Below are 22,830 nucleotides of genomic sequence, written 5' to 3'. Positions count from 1 at the left end.
CTAACGTCCCCGAGGCAGGTTGAGTACGCGTTCGGCGATGACGTTGCGTTGAATTTCCGCGGTGCCCCCTTCGATCGTGTTGCCGCGGCTGCGTAGTTGCTCGTGCTGCCAGTAGCCGTGCCAGTCGGCGTCGTCGCCGTCGATGGCGGCGTAGGCGCCTTGAACGTCGAGGGCCAGCCGAGTCAGTCGTTGATTCGCCTGCGACCAGGCGAGTCTGGTGATCATCGCCTCGGGGCCGGGTGCGCCGTCGTGCAGCAGCGCGGTCAGCGACCGGTAGTTGGTGAACCGCAGGGCTTGGGTGGTGACCCATTCACGCGCGATCGCCTGCCGAACCAGCGGATCCGCGCTCGGCACCGATCCGTCCGGGCGAGCCTGGCTCGACAGCACCAGAAGGTGGTGCAATTTCGCTTGCAGGTCGGCGGCAAGCGGCAATGCTGCCGTGCCGCGCTCGTGCTGCAATGTGGTCATCGCTACCTTCCAGCCGTCACCGGGTTGCCCGAGCATCAGGTCGGCGGGCACGCGCACGTCGGTGAAGAAGATCTCGTTGAACTCGCTCTCTCCGGTGAGTTGGCGCAACGGCCGCACTTCCACACCGGGGGAACGCATGTCGACGAGCAGGTACGACAATCCGGCGTGTTTGGCAACGTCGGGATCGGTCCGGGCGAGCAGCACACACCAGTCCGCGACGTGCGCGAGCGACGACCAGACCTTCTGTCCGTTGACCACCCAGTGATCGCCGTCGCGGACCGCCCGGGTGCGGGCCCCAGCGAGGTCGGAGCCGGCTTCGGGCTCGGAGAAACCTTGGCACCACACCTGTTCGCCCGACAGCAGCGGCGGCAGGAAACGTCGCTTTTGCTCGTCGGTGCCCCAGGCGATGATCGTGGGTCCGGCGATGTTCAGACCGATGAAGTTGATCGGTGTCGGCACGTTGGCCGCGGCGGCTTCCTCGTGATAGATCGCTTCGAAGTTCGGTGTGAGGCCTCCGCCACCGTATTCACGCGGCCAGGTCAGCCCGGCGTAACCCGCATCGTAGAGTGCCCGGCTCCACCCTCGACCGGCGCCCGGCGCGTTGCGCTGCAACCACTCTCGTAGCTGCGCCCGGAACTCGGCCTCGGCGGGACTGTCACGAAAGTCCATAGCAGTCTCCTCGCGGCGAAGCCTGCAGCCAGGGGAGGAAGCCCGGCAGGTCGGTGGAGACGCGGCCGGGGAACCGTGGCGGTCGTTTGTCGATGAACGACGCGACGCCTTCTGCGAGATCCGAACTGGTGGACGCGTGTGCGACCAGCTGTCCGTCGAGTGCGAACGCCGTCTCGGGTGATGGCGCCGCTGCCACTTCGACGAGCGCGCGTCGAATGACCGCGACCGACACCGGTGCAGTCGAACGGACGATGTCGCGAGCGAGCTCGTAGGTGCGGTCGAACAGGTCGTCGGGAGAGTAGACGGCGCTGACCAAACCTGCTGCGAGCGCTTCGTGAGCGTCGAAGACACGCCCGCTTACCATCCATTCCTTGGCTTTGGCGAGGCCGACGATGCGCGGCAGGAACCACAACGAGCCGCCTTCGGGGAACAGGCCGCGACGGCTGAAGACGAATCCGAACCGTGCGTCCTCGGCGGCGAGGCGGAAGTCCGCGGGCAGCAGCATCGTGGCCCCGACCCCGACTGCGGCACCGTGCACTGCGGCAATGACCGGCTTGGTTAGTTGGTACATCGGCCGGGCGACTCGGGTCGCGGGCTCGACCCAGCCTGGCACCGACGGGTCGTCTTCGGGGATGCTGCCGCCGGTCATGTCCATCCCGACACAGAAGTGGTCGCCGTTGCCGGTGAGCACCACCACGCGGACATCGTCGTCGGTGTCGACCGCGGTCAGCGCCGCGGCGAGTTCGTCGGCCATTGTCACGGTGAACCCGTTGCGGTGATCCGGACGATTCAGCGCGATCGTTGCGATGCCTTCGGCGACATCGCACGTGATGGTCCGATACTCCATCACGCCGTCGCCGACGGCTGGTAGGGCTGAGCGGTTCGAGCCTGCTCGACCAACGATTCCGGTGGGGTGAACCGGTCGCCATATCGCTGCGCGAGTTCACGCGCCCGTGCGACGAACCCGGCGACTCCGCCGTCGTACTGGTTGACGTACTGCACGACGCCGCCAGTCCACGCCGGAAAGCCGATCGCCAGAATCGATCCGACGTTCGCGTCGGCGACCGTGCGCAGGACGCCCTCGTCGAAGCATCTAACGGTGTCGATCGCTTCGGCGAACAGCATGCGTTCCTGGATGTCGATAAAGGGGAGTTCGAGCGATCCGGAATCGAAGGCGTCCGCGAGCCCGGGCCAGAGTCCGATCCGCTTACCGTCCGGGCCGTAGTCGTAGAATCCGGCGCCCGAAGCGCGGCTCTTGCGACCGAATTCGCGCACCATCTTTGCCAGGACCGGACCCGCACCGTTCTCGTCGAACGTTCGCCCGTCCGCCTCGACCGCCGCGCGAGTCAACTCACGCACCGCGAGCGGCAGGTGCAAAGTGACTTCGTCGTTGAGTTGGAGGGGCGCGGACGGGTAGCCCGCCTGCACACCGGCCTGCTCGATCGAACTCGGCGACACACCTTCACCGACCATCGCCAATGCTTCGTCGACGAACTTGCCGATGACGCGGCTTGTGAAGAAGCCCCGGCTGTCGTTGACGACGATCGGCATCTTGCCGATCGCCAGCGTGTAGTCGATCGCCTTGGCAAGTGTGGCATCGGAGGTCTTCTCGCCGACCACGATCTCGACGATCGGCATCTTGTCGACCGGTGAGAAGAAGTGCGTGCCGATGAAGCCCTCGGGACGTGAAACACCGTGGGCGAGTTCGGTGATCGGCAGCGTCGAAGTGTTCGACGCGAGTAACGCATCAGGGGACAACAGCGGTTCGATGTCACCGAATACCCGCTGCTTCAGATCCGGGTCCTCGAAGACAGCCTCGACGACCGCATCCGACCCTGCGCAATCGGCATAGTCGGCGGTAGGCGTGATCCGCGCGAGGATCTGATCGCGTGCTCCCGGGCTGAGCTTGCCTCGAGCTACCTGCTTGTCCAACAGCTTTCGCGAATAGTCCTTGCCTCTGTCGGCGGCCTCGAAAGTGGTGTCCTTGAGGACCACCTGCATGCCCGCGACGGCTTGCACATAGGCGATGCCCGCACCCATCATTCCGGCGCCGAGGACGGCGACTTTGTGGAACTCGGTCACCGGAATGCCGGCCGGACGACTGGCGCCCTTCTTGATCGACTGCTGGTCGAAGAAGAACGCGTTGATCATATTTTTCGAAATCTGCCCGGTCATCAGATCGACCAGGTATTGTGTCTCGATCTTCAATGCGGTGTCCAGATCGACCTGCGTGCTTTCCACGGCTGCGGCGAGGATATTTCGTGGTGCCGGCAGCGGTGACCCCTTGAGTTGTTTGCGGAGCACCGCAGGCAGCGCCGGGAGTTTCGCTGCGAAGTCCGCCACGTTCGGCGTTCCACCGGGGATCCGGTAGTCAGGGGCGTCGAACCGCTGGCGAGCACCGGGATTAGCCGTGATCCACGCTTTCGCGCGCTCGTTCAACTGCTCCGGCGTTGCGACAACCTCGTCCACCAAGCCCTTGGCGAGCGCGTCCGCAGGCCTGTACTTCTGGCCCTTCAGGAGCAGATTCGTCAGCGCTTCCTGCACGCCGAACATCCGCACGGTCCGCACCACGCCACCGCCACCCGGGAGCAGGCCGAGCCCTACTTCCGGAAGGCCGACGACGGTTCCCTTGCGGTCCAGGGCGATTCGATGGTGGCAGCACAGCGCGATCTCGTAGCCGCCGCCCAAAGCTGCACCGTTGATCGCTGCCACCACGGGCACGCCGAGCGTTTCGAGTTGCCGCAGAACGGATTTGAGACCATTCGATCGTGTCGTGATCGCCTCGGCGTCCTCGGGCCGAGCTTCGACGATGTCGTGAAGGTCGCCGCCCGCAAAGAACACATCCTTCGCCGATGTGACTACGACGCCGGTGATCGTCGATCGTTCGTCGACCAGCCGCTGCACAGTGGTTCGGAACGAATCGATGAACAGCTGGTTCATCGTGTTCGCGTTCTGCGTGGGATCGTTCATCGTCAACGTGACGATGCCGTCGGCATCACGGTCCCATTCGATGGCAGAAGTCGTGTCAGCCATGTCGTTACACCCTTTCGATGATTGTCGCGATTCCCATGCCGCCGCCGACGCACAGCGTCACCAATGCGCGACGCTGTTGCCTGCGCTCGAGTTCGTCGATCACCGTGCCGACCAGCATCGCCCCTGTCGCGCCGAGTGGGTGGCCCAACGCGATCGCGCCGCCGTTGACGTTCAATTTGTCGTCGGGGATGTTCAGGTCTTTCTGGAACTTCAGCACCACCGATGCGAATGCCTCGTTGAGCTCGAACAAGTCGATGTCGTCCACCGTCAGACCGGCTGCTGCCAGTGCCTTTTCGGTTGCAGGGCGCGGTCCGGTCAACATGATCGTCGGATCGGCACCGCTTACCGCGGTGGCGACGATGCGTGCTCGCGGTGTGATCCCGAGTGTCGCTCCGATGTGTTCGTTGCCGACCAGGACCAGTGCTGCTCCGTCGACTACTCCCGACGAGTTGCCTGCATGGTGCACGTGGTCGATCCGCTCGACCGAGTGGTACTTCTGCAGCGCCACCGCATCGAACCCGCCGAGCGCCCCGAGCTGGGCGAACGATGGCGACAAACTTGCCAATCCGTCGATCGTCGTATCGGGGCGGATGTGCTCGTCGCGGTCGAGCAGTGCGACTCCGTTTCGGTCACGCACCGGCACAACGGATTTCGAGAAATGCCCGCCCGCCCATGCAGCGGCTGCGCGCTGCTGGGACCGGATTGCGTAAGTGTCGACGGCCTCGCGGCTGAAACCTTCGATCGTGGCGATCAGGTCTGCGCCGATGCCTTGGGGGACGAAGTAGGTGTCGTAGTTGGTTTCGGGGTCGTTCATCATTGCGCCGCCGTCGGAACCCATGCGCACTCGCGACATCGATTCGACGCCACCTGCGATTACCAGGTGATCCCAGCCAGCGCGAACCTTCTGCGCCGCGGTGTTGACCGCCTCCAGCCCGGATGCGCAGAAGCGGTTCAGCTGGACACCCGCAACGGTATCGGGAAGGCCAGCGGCAATCGCAGCAGTTTTCGCGATATCCATCCCTTGCTCGCCGACCGGTGAGACCACGCCGAGCACTACATCGTCGATTCGACCCGAATCCAGTCCTGGGTTGCGTGAACGCAATTCATCGAGCAGTCCGACGACCAGCGATACCGGTTTGACGCCGTGCAACGCGCCGTCCGGTTTGCCTCGACCGCGAGGCGTGCGGATTGCGTCGTAAACGAATGCTTCGGTCACTCTTGCGCCTTCTTTCGGTGCGGCCGCAAAGCAGGTGCTTGTCGGCGCGATTTGATGAAAGAAGGTCTAACACGAGGTTTTATTCGCATTCAATTCGCGTTTGGGCGTAGGGGAAGTTCGGCGAATGCCGCTGGCTGCCAACGCTTTCAGCGCGGAGTAGTCGGGGCATATTCGTATTCCGCCGCGAACCAACGGCCCCGACAACCTCATGCGAGAGGGCTCTGCGGCGAGTCCCGCTGAATCGGAGGCGACCGTCGCAGTCACGGGTATCGCCTCCATCGGCAGGGCTACTTCTACTCGCCAGCCGCAAGGAAGCGGCTCACCGCAAGAATCCGGGTGAACACGCGGTGGGCCAAAGGATTCGGCGATGTGCGGGATAGCAGTTCATCCCTGCGCGAGTGCACGCAGGTGCACGCACACTTCGTCGACCGCTTGCTTCGCCTGTGCGTACACACCGATCTCGGTGAAGAAGCCATGGAGGACGCCCGTATATCTGGTCTGTGTGACTGGTACACCGTCCTGCCGAAGCCGGGCTGCGTAGGCCTCGGCGTCGTCGCGGATCGGGTCGACCTCGGCGGTGAGAATCAATGCAGGTGGTAGCCCGCGCAGCGATTCGGCGCGCATCGGTGCCGCGAAACAGTCGTTCTTCGTGTGCCCCGGACCGACATATTGCTCCCAGAACCATTGCGCATCAGCGGCGCTCAGCAGCGGTGCGTCGGCGAACTCCGACCACGAGGGCGCGGTGAACGTCTCGTCGACTGCGGGGTAGGCGAGCACCTGCGTCACTGGAAGGGGGCTGCCTGCGTCCCGACGGTGCAAGCACAATGCGGCGGCGAGATTGCCGCCCGCCGAATCGCCCCCGATAGCGATCCGGTCTGGATCGATGCCGAGGTCCTTCGCTGAGTGCACCAGCCATGCATAAGCGTCGACACAGTCGTGCAGCGCTGCCGGATAGGGGTTTTCGGGGGCCAGGCGGTAGTCCAGCGAAACGACTGCCCAGCCGGACCCGGCCGCGATCGCGCGGCATAGCTCATCGGCTCCGTCCAGGGTCCCCAGGACGAAACCGCCACCGTGTGCGTAGACGAGAGCGGGGCTGTTGCCATGGACACCCGTTGCGCGGTATAGACGAGCCTGGATCGACCCCCCGCGGGTCGGCACGGTCAGCGGCTCCACGTGGTCCCATACGGTGATCGGCTCGGCGAGCGGGGCCGTGTTCAGGAGGACTCGGGCCTGCTCGGGTCCCAGCTCACGGATGGGTTTGCTCAGGACCTGGGTTATCGACTGGGCCACGGCTTTCGCGTCGTCGTCGAGCAGCTTCCACCAGGCCGGAATGTCGTCATCGTTCATCTGAGAACCTTCGCAGTCGTTGACAAGAAGTGATCTGTGCCTCACCATCATAGTCAGATGACTGAGACAAATGACAATGAAGAACGAAAGGACGCTACGATGACCGAAACGACACTCGGTCTCGCGACTCGCGCGAATGACGCGCTCGGCGAGGTCGACTTACGGATCGAAGACGATGCGAGTCCGATCGTCCGGCTGATCGGCCGGACCATCGCCGATTCCGTCCGCAGCAACGGAGCCGACTCCGTCGCTGCTGGAGTGGAAGGCACTGTGGCGGTGCGCTCGCACGACACCCCGCAAGCCGCGACGATCACCATCACGGACGGTGCCGTCGCAGTATCGAGCGGCGTCTTCGTCGAGCCCGACCTCACCCTGACCGTCGACCTGAACGGTCGATTGGCCCTGGTCGGCGAGCCGATCGGCGCAGGCGACCTTGCCGCTACCGCGGTGGCTTTGCTGTCGCCGCCGCTGCCGGATTGGCGGGTCGCCGCAGAGTCGTTCTGGGCCGCGGCTCGATCGGTGCCGGGTATCCCCGACGTTCTCGTCGCGGTGACCGAGGGCCCCGACGGACTCGATCAACACGTGGTCGGCGAAGGGGAAACCCACTACGTCATCGCCGGCCCGCCGGACCTGCTGGCCGGCATCTTCTCGGGCGCCGACGATCTGATCGCCGCCCTCTCCACTGGTCTGGTCGGCGTGCGCGGCACGCTCTCGCAGTTGTCGGTGCTTGTCGCCGCGTCCTGGAAGGTTCGTTACGATGTCTGAAATCAGCTCTACCGCAATTGCTTTCGATCCGTCTGTTCACACGGTCCGGCTGGAAGCCACCAACCACGAGGGTTGCTTCCTCGGAAAGAATGTGGCGCCCAAGAAGTTCGCTGCGAGCGCGGGCTCGGGTTTCGCGTTCGCCGACCTGCTGTTCGGTCTGGACCTCGGCAACGCGCCGACCTTCGGATTCGCCTACCCCGATTGGCGTGGCCACCTCGCCGACCTGCAGTTCCGGCCAGACTTGTCGACGCTGGTCGAGTGGGAACCCGGACTGCAGTCTGTGATCGGTGACTACTGGCAGCCCAACGGCACTCCGGTGGGTCTTTGTCCGCGCAACCTTGCCCGGAAGCTGGTCGACCGACTCGCAACCAGGGGTTTCACGGCCACGGTCGCGGTCGAGATCGAAGCAACGCTGTTCCAGGAGTCCATCGACCAAGCGCGGGCGAAGGGATATCGCGACCTCACCCCGCTCGGCGGTTCTGCAGGCACCGCGTACCACCTGGCGAAGTCGAAGGACTGGATCGATTACATGTCGGCGGTCGCGCGGCGACTCGACGAGATCGGCATCGAGTGGGAGGCATGGAGCGACGAGGACGCGGCTGGCCAGGTCGAGCTGAATCTCGTTCCAGGTGACCCGATCTCGGTGTGCGATGCGTGGGCTCGTGCCCGGCAGGTGATGCGCGAGGTGGCATTCGAGCTCGGTCACACGGTCACCTTCATGGCCAAGCCGACCGCTGGGTACGGCCAGGCCTCGCATGTCAACCTCTCCCTACAGCGCGACGGGGTCAACGCGTTCTACGCCCCCGACGGACCGTCGCCGACGATGCGGCATGCGGTCGGCGGACTCCTCGCCACGATGCCCGGCGCAACGTCGATCATGCTCCCGCAGATCACGTCCTACCGCCGCTTGGTCGACCTGAGCGGCCCTCCCACGACGGTCACGTGGGGGATCAGCAACAAAACGACTGCGGTGCGCGCGGTGTGTGGGCACCCGGCGTACTCCCGTCTCGAGTACCGCGTCCCGGGCGCCGACGCGAACCTGTACCTCGCGGTCGCGGCCATTCTCGCCGGTGTGGTCGCCGGCCTCGACGGCGCAATCGAGCCGCCCGAACCGGTGTCCGACATGGCGTGGTGTGTTCCCGATCTCGAGCGCCTTCCAGACACCATTACCAAGGCGGCGGCCGCGCTCGAGACGGACCTGATCCTGCGCGAGCAGCTCGGCGACGAGTTCGTCGACTACTGGGTCGGTACTCGGCGCTGGGAGTGGATGGCGTTCCACACCACCGGCGGCGATCCGTTCGCCGAGCTCTCGGAATGGGAGTCGGCCCGCTACTTCGAATTCCCGTGACCGCAGGAATCGCACCGCTGATCGGCACTACGGGCCGACGGGTACGGCTGGGGCTGATCGACGGCATGGACACTCGCTACGGTCACCTGTACGCCGACACGTTCATGTCCGACTTCTCGGCGCGGATAGCCCGTGCCGGCGGGGTTCCGGTCAACCTGCCGTACGACGCGGACCCAGAAGCGCTGTGCCACTGGCTGTCCGGCGTGGTGATCACGGGTGGCCAGGATGTCCATCCTGCGTATTGGGGTGGCGACGTGTCGGTGGTTCGGGACGTGGACCCACGGAGCAATCCGATGGTTCACGACGTCGAACGGGACGAGTTCGAGATCGCACTGGTTCGGGCTGCGCTCCAAAGGAACATCCCTGTACTGGGGGTGTGCCGCGGACTGCAGGTGCTCAACATCGCGCTGGGCGGCACGTTGATCCCGCATCTGCCACCGGGCGCGGTCACACATTTGTCGGCTGCACCGCCGGTCACCGACGGCGCCGACGATCACAAGGTGGCATTCGAGCCCGATTCGATCGCGGAACGGCTTTTCGGCGCAAGTGCGGTGACCAACTCGTGGCACCATCAGGCGGTCGACCGCTGTGGCACCGGCTTGCTGGTCACTGGGCGAACCGGTGACGGCGTCGTCGAAGCGATCGAGCTGCCAGGATCGCCGGTGCTCGGCGTCCAGTGGCATCCAGAGTGGATGGAGCGCGACGACCCGACGTTGAGTTGGATCGTGGCGGAGGCCAGCGCACGGAGCTGACAGGAACGACTGTCGGCCATCACCGAAAGATGATGGCCGACAGTTTCTTTCGAGTCAGGCTAGTTCAATCGACACTGACCCAGGAGACGAGGGAGCGCAGCGTTTCCTCGGGCGAGACCTTCGGGGCGGGGACAGCAGGTGCGATGGAGCCGCCGAGGTTGGCAGACATCCACGCGTCGAGCACGCCGATGGTGAGGTCGATCTGTTTCTGCGCCGCTGTGCGGTCTGTGAACACCAACCAGTTGAGCGCGAATCCGTCCGACAGCGTGGTCATGATGTAGCTCAGGGCATCGAGGGTGTCGGGGTCGACCGACTGGCCGGGAGCGGTTTCTGCGCGCTCGAGGATTGTCCGCACGGTTGCGAATGCCTCGTTGTACACCATCTCGGCCTGTTCACCTTCCTGGCGTTGGGCCCAGCTGATCAGTTCGACGGTGGCTGTGGTGAAGTCTCGATTCGTCAGGTACCACTCCAATTGCCCGCGCAGCATGGCGCGCGCCGTTGCCACCAAGTTTCCGTGAACGTCATTGCGCATCAACACTTCTCGATATTGCTGCGCTACGTGCTCGAAGACTGCTGCGAACAGAACCTCCTTCGTCGCGAAGCAGTAATGCAGCGTGGCGAGGGGGGCGTTCGCTTCCTCCGCGATCTTGCGGGTGGTGGCGCCGTCCACGCCATGGGCGGCGATCGTGCGTACTGCCGCCGCCACCAGGTCGGCGCGACGTTCGACGGCCGGAATGCGCGCCATGCGTCCTCCTTGTCGAGCTTGGTAATGGACAGGTGATCAAGTCAATGCCAACGTTACCAGCCGAATCGGCTAGCTGCGAGATGACCCGACCTTTACGTTGACATTGATTTGAGTCATTCGACTTGATCGTTTGAACATGTGCGTTTAGCGTATGACCGGCATCACAGCGGCGCGATCTGCCCGGTCAAGGCCTCATTCACAAAACCTCACGAATCGGAGAAACTCATGACAGAAATCGGCCAACAAATCCGATACGGCGACGGGGTGGCTGCCAACCCTGTGCCGCACAAGGGAGTGCTCGTCGGCGTCGGCGCTTTGCTGATCGTCTTGACCAACGCGGTCATCTTCATCCTTCCGCCGCTGCTGCCGATCATCCAGGCGCAGTACGGCCTCGCCACTGTGGCCGAGACGACGTGGCTCTATACGGCACTGACGCTCGGCGGCGGAGCAGGCTTCATCTTGCTGCCCCGGCTCGCCGATCTGCACGGCGACCGAAACGCCTCCGTGGCGGCAGCCGCATTCCTTACGGTCGGAGCCCTCGTTCCGGCGGTGGGTGACTCGTATCCGACGCTTCTGGTCGGCTGCATCCTGATGGGCTTCGGCGGGGCGGCGCAGCTGCTTCCGCTCGGCTTCCTGCGTCGCAACCTCGGCGACGACGGCATCACAGTGGGTGTTGCGGTGCTGGTCATCGCCACCGGCGTCGGCATCGTCGTCGGCATGATCGGTGGTGGCTTCATCGTCGAAACGTTGTCGCTGCGAAGCTTCTTCATCCTTCTCACCGTTGTATGCGCCGCGACGACCATTGCGTGCTACGTGACAATCCCGCACGCACCACCTGCCGAACGTGCCGGCCGCATCGGAGCGCTCGGCACGGTGTGGATGATCGCTTGGGTTGCGGCGATTCTGCTGACGCTGACACAAGGCCTCGTGTGGGGGACTGCGGCACTCGTTCCGTTGCTGATCGGCGTGGTCGGCGGCATTGCGTGGGTGCGCGTCGAACGCCGATCGACTTCGGCCGTGTTCGATGTCGCACTGATGAAGGCGCCTTTGGTCACCGCGTCGTGCTTGTGCATCGCATTGTTCGCCGCGGTGAATTCAGCCTTCCTGCTGCTCCTCAGCACCTACGCCCAGATCGTTCCGAGCGATCTTCGTCCATCCGACGCCTACGGACTCGGGCTCAGCGCCCTGCAGACCGGCTTGCTCATGGCGCCCTTCGCCGTCGCGTTCCTGATCCGTGGAACAGTGCTCGACCGCGCCTTGGCCAATGGCCGTGGTGTGCAGGTATTCGTCATCGGTGCACTCATCTGTGCATCGGGTTTGGTCTGGCTCGCCGTTGCCCATGATCGCCAGTGGCAGTACCTCATCGGCGCTGCCGTCATCGGCCTCGGGACGCGAATCGGCTACGCAGCCGGTTTCACGGTCGTGCAGATGGCAGTTCCCGAAGAGAAAGCCGGAATGGCGGCGGGCGTCGCCGGCACCTCCATGGCCGTGGGTTTCGCCTTCGGCACCGCACTGATCAGCGGCGACCTCAGTGCTTCTCTGGTTCCGACCCTCGAATCCGGCCTCGACGTCGCCGCGAAGGGCCTCTACGGCTTCGGCTACTGGTTGGCGGCAGTTCTCGCGATGCTCGTCGTGGTGACCGTGCTGATCTCACGCGCTCGATCCAGGCGGCGCGTTGGCACGCACGCATCTTGATTCGATCAAGTGTGTCATATGTCTTGATCAAATGACCCACTTCGGTTAAAGTATGACCAGAGCCACAGTCCCGGTCCGAATCGCGACCGAACAACCCTGGAGAAGATGACCATGACTGGTGTCGAATCAGTTCGCCTGCAACGTGATCCAGCTCTGGGCCGGTTGGCGCAAGACCCGCTGATCGACACTGTCGTCGGCCTGCTGACCGACCAAGCTCGCAGGAACTCCAATGCCGAGTTCCTTCGGTTTGCCGAGGGTTCGTGGACCTTCGGCGAGGTCGACGACTGGACCTCGCGCCTGGCCCACCGCCTGGTCGACGAGTTCGGGGTCCGCGCAGGCGACCGGGTCGCGATCATGCTGCCCAACGTGGTGGCGTGGCCGGTCGCATGGCTCGCCACTCTGAAAGCCGGCGGCGTCGCGGTACCGGTGAACTCGTCATACCAGCGCGCGGACCTCGAATTCGTGCTCCGGGACTCCGGCGCTCGGTTGCTGGTCACCGACACGGCGCGCACCCCGCTCGTCGACGAGGTGCGGACCGCGAACGACGACCTGGCTGATGTCAGGATCGTCAAAACCGGTTCGCGGGACACGCTCGCGCAGTATCCCGCGAACCGTCCGGCGGTCGCGATCTCCGGAGGCACGCTAGCCAACCTTCAGTACACCTCGGGGACAACCGGATTCCCGAAAGCCTGCATGCTGACCCACGATTACTGGACCCAGCTGGGGTGGATCTGCGCGGGCGCGGCGGACCTGGACGCCAACGACGTCGTCCTCACCTCGCAGCCCTTCTCGTACATGGACCCCCAGTGGAACACGTCGTTGTGTCTCACTATCGGCGCGCCGCTGGTGGTGCTACCCCGATTCTCCGCCTCCGGATTCATGGCCGACGTCAGAAGGCACCGGGCCACGTTCTGCTACGTGCTCGGCTCGATGCCGACCCTGCTGTTCAAGCAGGCACCGAGCACGCAGGACCAGGACAACGACCTGCGCCTGGTGCTGTGTTCGGCGATCCCGGTCGCACTACATGCGCAGCTCGAACAGCGGTGGGGCGCGCCGTGGCGGGAGATCTTCGGGATGACCGAAAGCGGTGCGGACCTGGTCAGCCTGCCCGAGAGCACGGCCGACGTCGGCACCGGGCGGTTGGGCCGACCGGTGCCGACCAAGCAGGTCAGAGTGGTCGATCCGCAGGGCAGGGATGTCGCAGAAGGCGAGTCCGGTGAGCTGATCACTTCTGGCGAACCCATGATGCTCGGCTACTGGAACCGTCCCGACGCCACCGCGCAGGTCCTGCGCGACGGCTGGCTGCACACCGGCGATGTCGCAGTCCGCGAGACGGGCAGCTACCGACTGGTCGGCCGCATCAAGGACATGGTCCGGCGCGGCGGCGAGAACATCGCCAGCGCTGAGGTCGAGCGGGTTCTGGAACGCGACGGCGCCGTCGTCGCCGCAGCGGTGGTCGGCATCGCGGACGAGCTGTTCGGCGAGGAGGTCAAGGCGTTCGTCCAGTTGGCCCCCGGTGTCGACGAGAGCCGCGCGACGGCAGAACGGATCATCACCGAGGCGCGAAATCAACTGGCGCGCTTCAAAATACCGCGTTATGTGGAGTTCGTGGCCGATTTCCCTCGCACGCCATCCGAGCGCATTTCGAAGCCGGTATTGAAGGCCCGAGCCGCCGAACGTCCCGGCACCACCTACGACCTGTCGAGGAGCCGGACATGACCGACACCTACTTGAATGTGCACATCGACGACGACGTCGCGGTGCTCACGATGAATCGCCCGGCCAAGCTGAACGTGCTGGACGTGGCGACCCGGATTCGGCTCGCGCAGGCCATCCGCCGATTTGGGAAGGGCGATCGCGTCCGCGGGATCGTGCTCACGGGCACGGGCCGGGCCTTCTCCGCCGGTGAAGACCTACATGCGGTGCCGACGACGTACGACGAGATCCGCACGGCATTCGCGACCTTCCACGACATCACCCGCGCGATTCTCGAAACGACGGTCCCGGTGATCGCTGCCGTGAACGGGATCGCGGTCGGCGGGGCCTCGGAAATCACATTGTGCTGCGACTCTCGTATCGGCAGTCCCGCTGCCGAGTACTACCAGCCGGAGAACCACCGCGGGATCGTCATATCCAACGCGTCGAGCGTCCTCATGCGCCGCCTGGTACGCAACCACGCGATGCGAATCATTCTGGGCTCCAACCGAATCGATGCAGATGATGCTTTGCGGATCGGGTTGCTCGACGAGGTCGTGCCTGCGGAGGAACTACTGCATCGCTCGGCCGAGGTGATCAGGCAGTGGAACTCCGATCCGCGAACCACCGCGCTTCACCTCAGCCTGCTGCGGCCACGTCCGGAAGACATCGAGGCAGCTTTCGTCCGCGAAGACGATGCCGCCCGGCAGTCCTGGGAGACCGGCGCCTTCACCGACGGTATCGAGGGATTCTGGGCAGCCAAAAACGTTGCGCCTGCGACGAGAAATTGAAACTGGAGACACAATGATCACCACCGAAGCAGCACTTTTGACAACGCTGAACGAACCGTTGGAATTCACCGAGATCCTGGTGGACGACCCGGAGCCCAACGAGGTCCGTGTCGCGGTTTCCAACGTGGGCCTGTGCCACAGCGACCTGCACTACATGACGGGCACAGTCGGGGCCGTCCTGCCCGTAGTGGTCGGGCACGAGGTGGCGGGCGTCGTCGAGTCGGTCGGCTCCGCGGTGACCTCGCTGCGCCCGGGGGACCGGGTAGTGGGTGCTCTCACGCCCTCGTGCGGGTTGTGTCGCAACTGTCAGGTCGGGCATTCGACCCAGTGCCAACGTGTTTCGCAGATCCGGCAGCGACCCCGCCCGGCCTTCAAGTTGCCCGGCGGTCAGGCTGTCGAGCGACTCGGCGACATCGGTGCGTTCTCTCGCCACACACTGATGCGGGAGAACTCCTTGGTACGGGTGCCCGACGAGGTGGGGCTGCATGTCGGGTGCCTGCTTTCATGCTGCATCGTCACCGGCGTCGGGGCAGTGTTCCGGGGCGCACAGGTTCGTGCCGGCGCTACGGTCGCTGTAATCGGTTGCGGCGGTGTCGGATCGGCCATCATTCAGGGCGCACGGCTTGCCGGAGCCTCGGCAATCGTTGCCGTGGATCTTGACGACGCCCGGCTCGCGGCCGCGCGCACCTACGGTGCCACGCATGTCGTGAACGGCGCGGCCGACGTCCAGGCCGAGATCCAGAAGGCGCTCGGTGACGGCGTGGACTACGCATTCGAAGCCGTCGGTTCTGCGCGGACCGCGGCTACCGCCCTGTCGATCCTGCGAGCGACGGGAACCGCGTGCCTGGTCGGCATCGCACCAGACGGCACCAACCTCACGCTTCCTGCGTCGGACTTCTTCTTCGGTGAGAAGCGCCTCATCGGCTCCTACATGGGCTCCGGCCAAGCGCACGAGGACATCAGCCAGTTCGCGCGGTTGTACCTGCAGGGCCGGCTGCTGCTCGACGAGATGGTCAGCGACGTCATCGGATTTCACGAGATCAACAAGGGCTTCGAGGCCATGAAATCCGGCGAGGTCACTCGCATCGTCGCCGACCTCACCGAGTAAGCACACCTACGAAAAGGAGACTCGGATGTCGAATCCGCAACTGCCCCAGCCGATCAACTACATCGCCGATCAGTGGTCCGATTGCGCAACGATCCCACGCTCGTGGAACCTCGATCCCAACACAGGCGAACCGGTCCACCGTGCGGTCACCACCAGCGCAGACGACGTGGAGCGCGCCCTGCGGCATGCCGAGCGGTCGTACGGCTTCGAACGCTGGGATGACGCCGCAAGCGAAGAACGCGCGGCAGTCATCGAGCGTGCCGCCGAGATCGTCGAAGATCGGATCGAAGATATCGCCCGGACCGATGCGCTCACCAGCGGCGTTCCGATCGCGAAGGCACGAATGGTCGCTCAGTTCCTCCCGCACCGCATCCGCTCATCGGCGGCGGAACTTCGGTCCATCCCGCGTCGCACTGCCCTGCAAGCGGGCGGGCGTGACGTGCGGCTGTACAAGGTCCCGTGGGGACCCGCGGCGATCCTGACCCCGTGGAACGGGCCGAGCTTCATTCCGGCCGCGAAGCTGGTCAGCGCGCTCGCAGCGGGTTGCCCCGTCATCCTCAAGCCGTCGGAGCACGCGCCAAGTAGCGCCCAGATCATCGTCGAGTGTTTCGTCAAGGCCGGGCTGCCGGACGGTGCGCTGCAGCTCGTCCACGGCGCGGGCGATGTGGGTGCGGCCATCACCGCCGATCCCCGCGTAAAGATCGTCTCGTTCACCGGTGGTCCGAACGCCGGGCGGGCGATCGCTCGCGCTGCAGCGGAAGACTTCAAGGTGCTCCAGCTCGAGCTCGGCGGCAACAACCCAGCCCTCGTACTGGACGACGCCGACATCGACGTCACCGCCGACGGGATCCTCGAGGGCATGACCAAGCTCAACGGTCAGTGGTGTGAAGGCCCTGGAAAGGTGTTGGCGCACAAGAGTCTTGTCGAACCCCTCCTGGACGCGCTGCTCGATCGCATCGCCCGCATACGGGTCGGGCATTCGCTCGAGGAGAGTACCCAATTGGGACCGATCTCCAACGCCCCGCACTTCGCCACATTGCGAAGTCGCATCGAAGGCCTGCGGGCACACGGTGCGACCATTCATCAGCCTGCACGACTCCCCGACCTCGACGGGTTCTTCCTGTCTCCCACGATCGCAACCGGAGTCGACGCGTCACTGGCGACCGCCGAGCTGTTCGGACCGCTGATCAGTCTGCACGCGGTGGAGTCCGATGAAGACGCTCTGCGCGTGGCCAATGCCAACCCATCGGGTCTGGACGCATACGTGTTCGGCGGCGACCTCGACCGCGCCATCGAGGTCGGCTCCCGGGTGCTCTCGGGCGAAGTCCGCGTCAACGGGGCCAAGGTCGCAGATTTGGCCGACGGCTCGGCGCAAAGCTTCTGGGGCACATCGGGAATCGGCGGTCACGCCCCCGGCGAGTCCGTGCGAGTGTTCTGCGGTGACCGCGTGGTCGGCGTCGATTCACCCGATCTTCCTCTGTAGCCACCCACCCCCTTGACTGTGACCGGGACCACTGTTTTAATTAAAGTGAGTCATTTGATCCAGTCGTATGACTAACACGGAAAGCGAAAAGATGAACTCCACCACCACCTCAGCTCCCGGGGTCGTCGATGTCATCGGCGTCGGCGCCGGCTTCACCGGCCTCTACCTCGCACACCGGCTCACCACCGCCGGGTGGACCTTCGCAGGTTTCGAAGCCGGACCGAGCGTCGGCGGCACGTGGTTCTGGAACACCTATCCGGGCGCGCGTTGCGATGTCGAGAGCATCTACTACTCGTACTCGTTCGACGAGACGCTGCAGCAGGAGTGGACGTGGAGCCAACGGTTCGCGCCGCAGGCCGAGATCCTGCGCTACATCGAGCACGTCGCCGACCGCTTCGACCTGCGCAAGCACTTCACGTTCGACACCCGCGTGGTCGGCGCGACATGGAACGAGGCCGACCGACTGTGGGACGTGCATTTGGACAGCGGCGAGACCCGTCGCAGCCGTTACTTGATATCGGGTGCTGGTGGCCTGTCGACTCCCAAGGACTTCGACGTGCCGGGCCTGGCGAACTTCACCGGTCTCCAGGTATCGACCAGTCGGTGGAACATCTCGCTCGACGATCTCGCGGGCAAGCGCGTCGCGGTGATCGGCACCGGATCCTCAGGCGTGCAGGCAATCCCACTCATCGCGCAGGTCGCCGAACACGTCACAGTGTTCCAGCGCACCCCGAATTACGTAATGCCGGCGCGCAATTCCGAGTTGTCGCCCGAACAAGTCGAGTCCATCAAGGTCGACTACCCGGCGATCCGCGAGGAATGCCGGCATTCCCTCGGCGGCATCCCCGAGCGCCCCGTAACGGACAAGGCCTTCGACGTCTCGGACGAGGAGCGCCTGCGGCGCTACGAGGCGGCCTACGAACTCAGCGGCTTCAACGGTGTCGGTGCCGAATTCGCCGACCTGATCACGGATATCGACGCGAATCGCACGGCATCGGAGTTCATCCACGACAAGATCCGCGAAATCGTCGAGGATCCGGCAACGGCTGAGTTGCTGGTGCCCAAGTACCACCCGTTGGGGGCAAAGCGCAGCTGCTTCGGCACCGACTACTACGAGACCTTCAACCGGCCCAACGTGTCGCTGGTGTCGCTGCGCGACGAGCCGATCGAGACGATGACCGCGAACGCGATCGTCACATCGAGCGACACGTACGAGGTGGACGCCGTCGTACTCGCGATCGGATTCGACGCCTTCACCGGCCCGCTGTACGGACTCGGTCTCACGGGCGCATCCGGTCAGAAGTTGCAGGATGCCTGGCGCGACGGTGTCCGCACCTACCTCGGCATGATGACGGCGGACTTCCCCAATTTCTTCATGGTCGCCGGCCCGCAGAGCCCCGCGCTCGCAAGCAATGTCGTCATGTCGATCGAGCAGGCCGTCGACTGGATCGCCGACCTCATCGAGCACGCGCGGGATTCCGGAGCGACCCTGATCGAGGCCACCGCGGAGGGGCAGAACGACTGGGTCGACATCACCGAAGAGACCGTTGCGCCAACCCTCTACGCCACCACCGACTCCTGGTACCGCGGCTCGAACGTCGAGGGCAAGCCCAACACCTTCATGGGCTACGTCGGCGGTGTCGGCAAGTACCGACGCATGTGCACCGAGATCGCCAAGCGTGGCTACCCCGGCGTCGCGATCGACGGCGAAGCACTGTCGCGCAATCTCGGACCGATCCACCAGGAGATCTCATGACGACCAAAGCAATTCACCGCCGCTACGTCGCGTTTTCCGACGCACACTACGCGGGCAACCTGGTCGACGGCGCCTACGCCCTGAAATTGTTCGGCGACGTCGGCACCAACCTCGCGATCGAAATGGACGGCCACGAAGGGCTTTTCGCCGGCTACTCGTCCGTCGAGTTCCTCGCCCCGATCCGCGGGGGCGATGTCGTCGAGGCCGAGGCGCAGCTGGTGAAAAAGGGAAATCGCAGCCGCACAGTCGATTTCGAACTACGGGTGATTTGCCGCGGCTCCGACGACACCGGTCGCTCCGCAGTACTGGAGTCCCCGTTGGTCGCGGTCCGCGCTCGCGGCACTGCAGTCATCCCCGCAGAAAGTAAGTGATTGTCATGAAACTGATCCACGACACCGGCTGGGCCGCACAACCTGCCACAGTCGAACCGCATCTGGTCGGTGACATCGACTGTGACGTCGTCGTGATCGGAGGCGGTGGCGGCGGCATGTCGGCCGCACTCCGCCTCGCCGACAAAGGTGTCGATGTCGTGCTGCTCGAGGCCAAAACCCTTGGCTGGGGCGCGACCTCCCGAAACGCCGGATACATCACGAACTCGATCGCCGCCGACCCGGAACTGCTGGGATTTCTTCTCAAGCGCGAACGGCTACGCGAACTCTATCGATACGCCGAGAACGCGGTGCACTTCACCGAGGACGCGATCAAGCAATACGGGATCGATTGCGGCTACCAACCCGAGGGAATCGTGATGGCCGCCGTTTCCAAAGGGCAGCTGCGGCACGCGCGCCGGAACGCAAAAGTCATGGCCGAGGCCGGATCGTCGGCCGAATTCGTCGAAGGCCCGGAAGCTGGACTTCCGGAAGGCTTCCTCGGCGGCGTGCGCGAAGGCGTCGGCGGCACCCTCAACCCGGGGGAGTTCGTTCTGGGGCTGCGCGCCACCACGATCGCCTCCGGCGTACGCGTCTACGAGCGCACTCCCGCCCTCGACGTCACAGACACCGGAGACCGGGTCACCGTCGCGACCCCGAACGGAACGGTCAAGGCTCGCAAGGCATTACTGACTACTAATGCCGACAGCTCGGGCCTGGCCATAGCGCCGAAGCGCCTCGCAACACCGGTGTGGACGTCGCTGGTCGAGACCGAGCCTGTCGCACCAGAGCGGCTCGACGACATCGGCTGGACCAGCCGTGCCCCGATGGTCACCCTGCACATGATCATCGAGAGCTATCGCGTGACCCCTCGGGGCACAATCGTTTTCGGCACCCGTCGCGTCCAGACCGGTCGCAACCCGCTGCCGGAACGTACCCCCGACCAGCACGTCGCCGACGACCTCGTTCGCGGATTCCACGACCGCTTCCCAGGCTTGCGCGACGTCGAGTTGACGCAGGCGTGGGGCGGCTGGATCGGCATGAGCTCCACGTGGCTCCCCGTCGCCGGTGAGGCCTCCGACAATGTGCTCTACTCACTGGCCTGCAACGGCCACGGGTTCGCCCAAGCCCAGTATGTGGGCCATCTATTGGCGGACCGGATCGACGGCGCGCCACTACACAACGACTTGGCGGCAATTTGGCACGGCCGCAAGCGCTTCTGGCCCGGGTTCGTCAGCGGACCCGCGCTCTATGCGACCTGGCTCGCCGACCGAGCCGCCGACCGCCTCTCAGCCCTCACGAAATAATCATCCAAGGAGAAAGCCATGTCCATCAAAGAACTGCTCTTCGCGGTCGCGGACATCTGGATGATCGCCGTCGGATTCACCTACGGGATCAAGTTCATCCGGAACTACAAGAATTACCTGCTCGGCATCGAATGGATCATCGTCGCAACATCGGGAACGAACTTCCTGGTCTATGGCCTCCTACAGGCTGGTCATGACAGTCCGATGTACACCGCCGCCGCCTTCTTGGACGCATTCTCCCGGTCCGTGGGCATCACCCTGATCCTGGTCCTCGGGCTCCTGACGGTCACACACCGATACAAGCCGTCCGTCGCAGTGGACGTCGGCGCGTTCGCCCTCGCCGCCGCCGCCGGCCTGTTTCTCCTCGGCTACCAGGAGACGATCGGCAACCCCGCCAAGCTCTTCTTCATAGTGGTCAACGTGATCACCACGATCTTCGTCGGCTACTTCGTCAAGCGGCTCTGGGACATTAACGAGCACGGACACGCCGTGTGGGTCGCCGTCGCCACCGCCTGCGGATCCGTCATCGCCGCGATCTACGACTACGTTCACATCCCTGGCGACGACGCCGAGCACACGATCTTCTACATCTTCGCGCTGTCGACGTGGGGCCTGCAGATGTTCACCTACTTCCGCGCTTACCGAGCATTCGATGCCCACAACAAACGCGTAGACGCCCAGGCAAGCAACGATGACGCTCGTGTCGCCGCTCAGGTGGAGTCGAAATGACGACGCGCGCAGTGGATGAAGAGAGCGCGGATGTAGTCGTCGTCGGCGCCGGAATGTCCGGACTGATGGCCGCGACAACGCTGACATCGGAGGCCGACGTCGTTGTACTCGAGTCCACCGATCGCACGGGCGGACGAGTCGAGACCGTCAGGCAGGGCGACTACTGGATCAATGTCGGCACTCAGTTCACCGAAGGTACTGGCACGCTGATCGACGCGCTCGATCGGCACGGCATCGAAATGGGCTCACTTGCAGGCAAGAGCATCGCGCTATATCTCAACGGCGGGGTGGTCGACACCTCGAATCCCGTCGAGCTCATGTTTCGCACCCGGATGACCTCGACCGACCGGCTCGGCATGGCCCTCGTCGGTGCACGCATCCTCGCCGTTATGCCGTTCTTGGAGTCGGAAAGCCGGATCGCACAACGAGTTCGCGCCAAGCTCGACACCAGACTGGGCTCCTACCTGCTGAAGGGCGTCCGGTCGGAACTTGCCCATGCGGTCGTCCGGTCATGGTCGGCGCAGTGGATGGGATGCGAAGTGGAGGAGACGGCCGCTACCCAGTTCGTCACGTCGGTGGGCCTCGCGCTCGCCGATCCGGAGAAGATCCCGAACTTCTCGCTGCCAGTGGGTGGCAACCAGACCCTGACCGACGTGCTGACCGAAGACCTCGGTGACCGTGTCCGGCTGAACTCGGTCGTGCACTCGGTGCGTCAGGACGATGACGGCGTGGTCGTCGACTACCACGACGGTGCTGATCGTCCGGTGCGGCTGCGGGCGAAGCGTGCGATCGTCACCGCACCCGCCGACATCGCCCAGCAGATCATCCCAGACCTCCCTCAGCAGCATCGAAATGCGTTCAGCGACATCACCTATGGCCGTTACGTGATTGTCGGATTCTTCACCGAGGAAGTCGGTCCGCAACGGTGGGACAAGTACTTCGCTGTCTCCACTCCGCAGCTGTCGTTCCAAGCGATGTTCAACCACGCCGCGGCAATGCGAACCGGCGACGATCGCAAGCCGGGCGGAGCACTCGCGTGTTTCGCCGGCGGAGCTGCCGCGGACGCGTTGTTCGGCCTGTCCGACGAGGAAATCGTGTCGCGATTCTCGACGGACCTGCTCGCTGTGTTTCCGGAGCTGGAAGGGAAATTGGGTCGCGGCATCGTGCGCAAGCACCGGCGGGTCGTGCCCTTCTGGGCACCGGGGCGAAGGAACTCGCTTCCGGCGCTGCGTGATCCGCTCGGAACCATCTACTTCGCGGGCGACTACCAGCTCGATCTGCCGTCGCTCGCCGACGCCGCAGCGTCGGGCGAGCGGGCAGCGAAAGCCGTGCTGACGAGCCTGAGAAGGCAGGCGCCGACGGCGTCGAGTCGAAGGTGAACGCCTGCGAGCGTCACCCCTGATCTCGGTTCGCCCTGGATGTCCAGGTTCTCCGGGGCGAACCGTCTACCAACCGGCCAAACTCGTGAAGTCAGAGAACGGGCCCATGAAGCCCGCTCGAATTCCGGGCTCGATAGCTCGACATCCCTACACGGGCAGACGAGCTTTACAGATCA

At 64.6% G+C, this 22,830-nt stretch carries 19 protein-coding genes; 13 read left to right on the top strand and 6 right to left on the bottom strand.

The features are described 5' to 3' along the window. The 5 genes from FGL95_RS12780 to FGL95_RS12760 form a co-directional block, all read right to left on the bottom strand. A complete protein-coding gene (locus tag FGL95_RS12780; protein ID WP_169587299.1) occupies positions 1-1,137 on the bottom strand; it encodes an acyl-CoA dehydrogenase family protein in 1,137 nt (378 codons plus the stop codon). Continuing rightward, a complete protein-coding gene (locus tag FGL95_RS12775; RefSeq protein WP_169587297.1) occupies positions 1,124-1,984 on the bottom strand; it encodes an enoyl-CoA hydratase-related protein in 861 nt (286 codons plus the stop codon). The genes FGL95_RS12780 and FGL95_RS12775 overlap by 14 nt, the downstream gene beginning before the upstream one ends. Further along, on the bottom strand, positions 1,984-4,170 hold the full coding sequence (locus FGL95_RS12770; protein WP_169587295.1) for a 3-hydroxyacyl-CoA dehydrogenase NAD-binding domain-containing protein: 2,187 nt from the start codon (positions 4,168-4,170) through the stop codon (positions 1,984-1,986). The genes FGL95_RS12775 and FGL95_RS12770 overlap by 1 nt, the downstream gene beginning before the upstream one ends. Before the next feature lie 4 nt (positions 4,171-4,174). Then, on the bottom strand, positions 4,175-5,386 hold the full coding sequence (locus FGL95_RS12765) for an acetyl-CoA C-acetyltransferase (protein ID WP_169587293.1): 1,212 nt from the start codon (positions 5,384-5,386) through the stop codon (positions 4,175-4,177). Between the two features lie 384 nt (positions 5,387-5,770). Beyond that, entirely contained in the window at positions 5,771-6,733 is a 963-nt protein-coding gene (locus FGL95_RS12760; RefSeq protein ID WP_169587291.1) for an alpha/beta hydrolase, read from the bottom strand. A 99-nt stretch (positions 6,734-6,832) separates the two neighbouring features. On the opposite strand from FGL95_RS12760, the gene FGL95_RS12755 reads away from it, so the two are divergent. From FGL95_RS12755 to FGL95_RS12745, 3 genes are read left to right on the top strand one after another with little or no spacing between them, the layout of a single operon-like run. Continuing rightward, positions 6,833-7,498 carry a hypothetical protein gene (locus FGL95_RS12755; RefSeq protein ID WP_169587289.1) on the top strand — a complete coding sequence of 222 codons (666 nt, stop codon included), beginning with the start codon at positions 6,833-6,835 and terminating at the stop codon, positions 7,496-7,498. Then, positions 7,491-8,846 (top strand): glutamine synthetase family protein, encoded by a 1,356-nt coding sequence (locus FGL95_RS12750; protein ID WP_169587287.1) that lies wholly within the window; start codon positions 7,491-7,493, stop codon positions 8,844-8,846. Before FGL95_RS12755 ends, FGL95_RS12750 begins: the two co-directional genes overlap by 8 nt. Beyond that, positions 8,843-9,598, top strand: a complete 756-nt coding sequence (locus FGL95_RS12745; protein WP_338079836.1) for a gamma-glutamyl-gamma-aminobutyrate hydrolase family protein — start codon at positions 8,843-8,845, stop codon at positions 9,596-9,598. The genes FGL95_RS12750 and FGL95_RS12745 overlap by 4 nt, the downstream gene beginning before the upstream one ends. Before the next feature lie 64 nt (positions 9,599-9,662). Here the strand turns inward: FGL95_RS12745 and FGL95_RS12740 are convergent, their stop codons facing one another. Next, positions 9,663-10,343 carry a TetR/AcrR family transcriptional regulator gene (locus FGL95_RS12740; protein WP_169587284.1) on the bottom strand — a complete coding sequence of 227 codons (681 nt, stop codon included), beginning with the start codon at positions 10,341-10,343 and terminating at the stop codon, positions 9,663-9,665. A 225-nt stretch (positions 10,344-10,568) separates the two neighbouring features. Between FGL95_RS12740 and FGL95_RS12735 the strand changes: the two genes are divergently transcribed. The 10 genes from FGL95_RS12735 (at position 10,569) to FGL95_RS12690 (ending at position 22,654) form a co-directional block, all read left to right on the top strand. Then, entirely contained in the window at positions 10,569-12,038 is a 1,470-nt protein-coding gene (locus tag FGL95_RS12735) for an MFS transporter (RefSeq protein ID WP_169587282.1), read from the top strand. Between the two features lie 105 nt (positions 12,039-12,143). After that, positions 12,144-13,757, top strand: a complete 1,614-nt coding sequence (locus FGL95_RS12730) for a class I adenylate-forming enzyme family protein (protein WP_169587279.1) — start codon at positions 12,144-12,146, stop codon at positions 13,755-13,757. Continuing rightward, positions 13,754-14,524, top strand: a complete 771-nt coding sequence (locus tag FGL95_RS12725) for an enoyl-CoA hydratase/isomerase family protein (RefSeq protein ID WP_169587277.1) — start codon at positions 13,754-13,756, stop codon at positions 14,522-14,524. The genes FGL95_RS12730 and FGL95_RS12725 overlap by 4 nt, the downstream gene beginning before the upstream one ends. Before the next feature lie 13 nt (positions 14,525-14,537). Next, the gene (locus FGL95_RS12720) at positions 14,538-15,632 is read left to right on the top strand and encodes a Zn-dependent alcohol dehydrogenase (RefSeq protein WP_169587275.1); all 1,095 of its coding nucleotides are present in this window, start codon (positions 14,538-14,540) and stop codon (positions 15,630-15,632) included. A gap of 25 nt (positions 15,633-15,657) precedes the next feature. Beyond that, entirely contained in the window at positions 15,658-17,115 is a 1,458-nt protein-coding gene (locus FGL95_RS12715) for an aldehyde dehydrogenase family protein (protein ID WP_169587273.1), read from the top strand. Positions 17,116-17,206: 91 nt separating this feature from the next. Continuing rightward, positions 17,207-18,871: a flavin-containing monooxygenase gene (locus FGL95_RS12710; RefSeq protein WP_169587270.1), complete on the top strand. Its 1,665-nt coding sequence runs from the start codon at positions 17,207-17,209 to the stop codon at positions 18,869-18,871. Beyond that, positions 18,868-19,242: a hotdog domain-containing protein gene (locus FGL95_RS12705; RefSeq protein WP_169587268.1), complete on the top strand. Its 375-nt coding sequence runs from the start codon at positions 18,868-18,870 to the stop codon at positions 19,240-19,242. The genes FGL95_RS12710 and FGL95_RS12705 overlap by 4 nt, the downstream gene beginning before the upstream one ends. 5 nt (positions 19,243-19,247) lie before the next feature. Further along, positions 19,248-20,546, top strand: a complete 1,299-nt coding sequence (locus tag FGL95_RS12700) for an NAD(P)/FAD-dependent oxidoreductase (RefSeq protein WP_169587266.1) — start codon at positions 19,248-19,250, stop codon at positions 20,544-20,546. Positions 20,547-20,564: 18 nt separating this feature from the next. Further along, a complete protein-coding gene (locus FGL95_RS12695; protein WP_169587264.1) occupies positions 20,565-21,275 on the top strand; it encodes a transporter in 711 nt (236 codons plus the stop codon). Next, a complete protein-coding gene (locus FGL95_RS12690) occupies positions 21,272-22,654 on the top strand; it encodes a flavin monoamine oxidase family protein (protein ID WP_169587262.1) in 1,383 nt (460 codons plus the stop codon). Before FGL95_RS12695 ends, FGL95_RS12690 begins: the two co-directional genes overlap by 4 nt. The last annotated feature ends 176 nt before the right edge of the window (positions 22,655-22,830 follow it).

The sequence above is a fragment of the Antrihabitans stalactiti genome (assembly GCF_012932915.1).
Taxonomy (GTDB): domain Bacteria; phylum Actinomycetota; class Actinomycetes; order Mycobacteriales; family Mycobacteriaceae; genus Antrihabitans; species Antrihabitans stalactiti.
The sequence above is the reverse complement of the archived record's forward strand: the minus strand, read 5'-3'. Positions and strand labels throughout refer to the sequence as shown.